Annotated in this window: 4 protein-coding genes; 3 read left to right on the top strand and 1 reads right to left on the bottom strand. The window is 66.0% G+C overall.

Annotation, left to right across the window (positions count from 1 at the left end; genetic code table 11):
* Positions 1–1,186, bottom strand: a 1,186-nt coding sequence (locus AOZ53_RS05405) for an MFS transporter (RefSeq protein WP_054487145.1), incomplete at its 3' end; no start/stop codon positions are given.
* Between the two features lie 297 nt (positions 1,187–1,483).
* Between AOZ53_RS05405 and prfB the strand changes: the two genes are divergently transcribed.
* The 3 genes from prfB (at position 1,484) to lysS (ending at position 4,920) form a co-directional block, all read left to right on the top strand.
* Positions 1,484–2,588 (top strand): peptide chain release factor 2 gene (gene prfB / locus AOZ53_RS05410; protein ID WP_156333266.1). Its coding sequence is split into 2 segments (ribosomal slippage): positions 1,484–1,564 and positions 1,566–2,588, totalling 1,104 coding nucleotides; the frame shifts between segments, so codons are not numbered across the junction.
* Positions 2,589–2,630: 42 nt separating this feature from the next.
* A complete protein-coding gene (locus AOZ53_RS05415) occupies positions 2,631–3,386 on the top strand; it encodes an SDR family oxidoreductase (protein ID WP_054478509.1) in 756 nt (251 codons plus the stop codon).
* A gap of 10 nt (positions 3,387–3,396) precedes the next feature.
* Positions 3,397–4,920 (top strand): lysine--tRNA ligase, encoded by a 1,524-nt coding sequence (gene lysS, locus AOZ53_RS05420; RefSeq protein WP_054429917.1) that lies wholly within the window; start codon positions 3,397–3,399, stop codon positions 4,918–4,920.
* The last annotated feature ends 11 nt before the right edge of the window (positions 4,921–4,931 follow it).

The raw sequence follows: 4,931 nt of genomic DNA on the forward strand, positions 1-4,931 counted from the left end.
AGGGACTGACGAAGCCCGCCAGGTTGCCCACCGAGTTGATCAGCGCGATCCCGGCGGCGGCGGCCGTGCCGCCCAGCAGCGCGGTCGGCAGGCTCCAGAACAGCGGCAGCACCGTGCAGATGCCGATGTTGGCCACCGTCAGCGCCAGGATGGCCAGCACCGTGTTGCCGCTCCAGATCGCCGAGAACAGCAGCCCCACCGCGCCGCACAGCGCCGGGATGGCCACGTGCCAGCGGCGCTCGCGGTTGCGGTCGGAGTTGCGCGCGATCAGGATCATGCCGATCACCGCGAACAGGTTGGGCACGGCGGTCAGCAGGCCGATCGCCAGCGGGCTTTGCACGCCCGTGCTCTTGATCAGCGTCGGCATCCAGAACCCCACGCCGTACAGCCCCATCACGAACGAGAAGTAGATCAGCGCCATCGCCCACACGCGCGGACGCGTCAGCGCGGCGCGGATTGGCGGGTCTTCCTTGTGCTGTTCCTCGGCCGCGATATTGCGGATCAGCACCGCCTTTTCATTGGCGGTCAGCCACTTGGCCTTGTTGATGCGGTCGTCCAGGTAGATCAGCACCAGCACGCCGATGATGACCGACGGGATGCCTTCGAGCAGGAACAGCCACTGCCAGCCCGACAGGCCGTGGTCGCCGTGGAAGGTGCTCATGATCCAGCCCGAGATCGGGCCGCCGATCAGGCCGGACATCGGCACCGCCGTCATGAAGAAGGTGGTGATGCGTCCGCGCCGGGCGGCGGGATACCAGTACGTCAGGTAGAGGATGATGCCCGGGAAGAACCCGGCCTCGGCCGCGCCCAGCAGGAAGCGCAGGAAATAGAACATGTGCACGCTGGTCACGAACATCATGCACGCCGAGATGATGCCCCAGGTGATCATGATCCGCGCGATCCAGACGCGCGCGCCGACTTTGTGGAGAATGATGTTGCTGGGGATCTCGAACAGGAAATAGCCGATGAAGAATATCCCCGCGCCCAATCCGTACACCGTCTCGCTGAACTGGAGTTCCTGCAGCATCTGCAGTTTGGCGAAGCCCACGTTGACGCGGTCCAGGTAGGCCACGACATAGCAGACGACCAACAGCGGCACCAGCCGCCACCCCACCTTGCGATAGATCCGGTCCTCCTCAGCCGCCGGGATCGCCGGCGAGACCCCGGGGGCCATAGTGTGTTCCATCAATGTCTCCTCCTCTGACGGGATAGGCCGGTCATGGACCGGCAGCTTGTCCGGTCCCGCGCCCCCAGCGGGGACATATGGGCCGGCAGACCAAGCCTAGAACCCCGTAGTTGACAAAAAACTGAACAACTATGCCCTCTGCGCGCAAACCCCTAGAACGAACCGGCGGAATCGGGCGGAACCTTGTCCGGACGGGTTTTCTGCTTCATCCGTCCCCCTGTGTACCGGCGCGTCCCACGGGACGGCGGCTTACACGGTAAAATGCCCGGTTTCGCACAAAAGTCATCAGGAATCATCATGGAAGCCGAACGTCAGAACCAGCTCGCAGCCCGCCTCGCCGACTACGCGGAGCGCGAACAGGCTCTACGGAGGTATCTTTGACTACGATGCCAAAACCGAACGCCTGCAGGTCGTAAACGCCGAGCTCGAAGACCCGGCCGTCTGGAATGACCCCAAGCACGCCCAGGACCTGGGCCGTGAAAAGAAATCCCTCGAAGAGGTGGTAGAGACCCTCACCGCGCTCGGCACGGGCCTGGCCGACTCGAACGAACTGTTCGAACTGGCCGCCGCCGACGACGATGACGCCACGCTCGAATCCATCGAACTGGACGCCAACGGCTTCCAGGAAAAGCTGGAAGGCCTCGAATTCCGCCGCATGTTCTCGAACCCGGCCGATCCCCTGAACTGCTTCCTGGACATCCAGGCAGGCGCGGGCGGCACGGAAGCGCAGGACTGGGCCTCGATGCTGCTGCGCCAGTACCTCAAGTACGCCGAGCGCAAGGGCTTCAAGGCCGAAGTGCTGGAAGAATCCGAGGGCGAAGTGGCCGGCATCAAGTCCGCCACCATCAAGCTCGAGGGCGAGTACGCCTTCGGCTACCTGCGCACGGAAACCGGCGTGCACCGCCTGGTGCGCAAGAGCCCGTTCGACTCGTCGGGCGGCCGCCACACCTCGTTCGCCAGCGTGTTCGTCTACCCCGAGGTCGACGATTCCTTCGAAGTCGAAGTGAATCCGGCCGACCTGCGCGTGGACACCTACCGCGCCTCGGGCGCGGGCGGCCAGCACATCAACAAGACCGACTCGGCCGTGCGCCTGACGCACATCCCGACCGGGATCGTGGTGCAGTGCCAGAACGACCGCTCGCAGCACCGCAACCGCGCCGAAGCGATGCAGATGCTCAAGTCCAAGCTGTACGAACTGGAAATGCGCAACCGCATGGCCGAGCAGCAGAAGCTGGAAGACTCCAAGACCGACGTGGGTTGGGGCCACCAGATCCGCTCGTACGTGCTGGACCAGAGCCGCATCAAGGACCTGCGCACCAACGTCGAAATCTCCAACACGCAGAAAGTGCTGGACGGCGACCTGGATCCCTTCATCCAGGCCAGCCTCAAGCAAGGCGTGTAAGTTCCGCGATACTTCCGTCCACCGTACCCCGAGGGTTCACGCATGTCTGACACCATCGCAATTCTCACCGGCGCTTCGCGCGGCATCGGCGCCGCCATGGCGCGCGGCCTGGCCAAACCGGGCACCCGCCTGATCACCCTGGCGCGCCGCGAAGACCCCGAGCTGGCCGCCTACGCCCGCTCGCAGGACGCGCAGCTGGAGCAGCTGTCCGTGGACCTCTCGGACCTGGCCGCGGCGGAAGCGGCCGCGCGCCGCATCTGCGACGCGCTGCCGCGCGACGCCGGCCGCTACCTGCTGATCAACAACGCCGGCACCGTGCACCCCGTGTCCGGCACCGACGCGCTGATCGACGGCCCGGCGATTGCCGCCGCCTTCAACCTGAACGTGACGGCCGTGATGCTGCTGACCGCGCGCTTCCTGGCCGCGGTCGAAGACCTCAAGGCGGACCGCCGCGTGCTCAACATCTCGTCCGGCGCCGGCCGCAATCCCAACGCCGGCTGGGGCGTGTATTGCGCCACCAAGGCCGCGCTCGACATGTACTCGCGCGTGGTCAAGCAGGAACAGGGCGAGGACGGCGCGCGCGTCGTCTCGCTGGCGCCCGGCATCGTCGACACCGACATGCAGGCCGCCATCCGTTCCAGCGATCCCAAGAGCTTCCCGGCGCTGGCCAAGTTCCAGGACTTCCACGCCACCGGCAAGCTGTCCTCGCCCGCCAACGTGGCCTCCCGCATCCTCGCCTACCTGGATCGCGACGATTTCGGCACGACTGAAATCGACGACATCCGCAATTACGACTGATCCCCCGACCATGACCGACCACACGACCGCTCCGGCCCCCGCCCAGGATGAAAACCGCTTGATCGCCGAACGGCGCGCCAAGCTGGCCAAACTGCGCGAGACCGGGGTCGCGTATCCCAACGATTTCGTCCCCGACGCCCGCGCCGCCGCCCTGCACGACAAGTACGACGACCAGGAGCAGGAAGCCCTGGCCGCCGCGCCCGTCACCGTCAAGGTCGCCGGCCGCATGATGCTCAAGCGCGTCATGGGCAAGGCCAGCTTCGCCACGCTGCAGGACAGCACCGGCCGCATCCAGATCTACCTGGACCGCGGCACGCTCGGCGAAGACAGCTACGCCGCGTTCAAGCAATGGGATATCGGCGACATCATCGCGATCGAAGGGTCGGTCTTCAAGACCAACAAGGGCGAGCTGTCGGTGCACGCCGCCACGGCGCGCCTGCTGTCCAAGTCGCTGCGCCCGCTGCCGGACAAGTTCCACGGCGTGGCCGACCAGGAGCTGCGCTACCGCCAGCGCTACGTCGACCTCATCATGACCGACGCCACGCGCCGCACCTTCGAGGCGCGCAGCAAGGCCGTGGGCAGCATCCGCCAGTTCATGCTGAACGCCGGCTTCCTCGAAGTCGAAACGCCCATGCTGCACCCGATCCCGGGCGGCGCGGCGGCCAAGCCCTTCGTCACGCACCACAACGCGCTGGACATGGAAATGTTCCTGCGCATCGCGCCCGAGCTCTACCTCAAGCGCCTCATCGTCGGCGGCTTCGAACGCGTGTTCGAGGTCAACCGCAACTTCCGCAATGAAGGCGTGAGCCCGCGCCACAATCCGGAATTCACGATGATGGAGTTCTACGCGGCCTTCGCGGACTACCGCTGGCTGATGGACTTCACCGAGGAACTGATCCGCCAGGCCGCCATCTCGGCCACCGGCAGCGCCGTGCTGACCTACCAGGAACGCGAGCTGGATCTGTCCAAGCCGTTCGACCGCCTGACCATCTGCGAAGCCATCCTCAAGTACGCCCCGGGCTACACCCAGGCGCAACTGGACGACCCGGCCTTCGTGCGCGCCGAGCTCAAGAAGCTGGGCGCCGACGCCGACGGCCCGGTGCTGTCGCGCGCCGGCCTGGGCGCGCTGCAGCTGGCGCTGTTCGAAGAGACCGCCGAAGCCAAGCTGTGGAACCCCACGTACATCATCGACTACCCGGTCGAAGTGTCGCCGCTGGCGCGCGCCTCCGACAGCCGCGAAGGCATCACCGAGCGCTTCGAGCTGTTCATGACGGGCCGCGAGATCGCCAACGGCTTCTCCGAGCTGAACGACCCCGAAGACCAGGCCGAGCGTTTCCGCTCGCAGGTCGAGGCCAAGGATGCCGGCGACGAGGAAGCGATGTACTACGACGCCGACTACATCCGCGCGCTGGAATACGGCATGCCCCCGACGGGCGGCTGCGGCATCGGCATCGACCGCCTGGTCATGCTGCTGACCGACAGCCCCAGCATCCGCGACGTCATCCTCTTCCCGCACCTGCGCCGTGAAGACTAAGACGCGGGCGG

Source organism: Achromobacter sp. 2789STDY5608621 (assembly GCF_001299375.1).
Classification (GTDB): domain Bacteria; phylum Pseudomonadota; class Gammaproteobacteria; order Burkholderiales; family Burkholderiaceae_B; genus Achromobacter; species Achromobacter insuavis.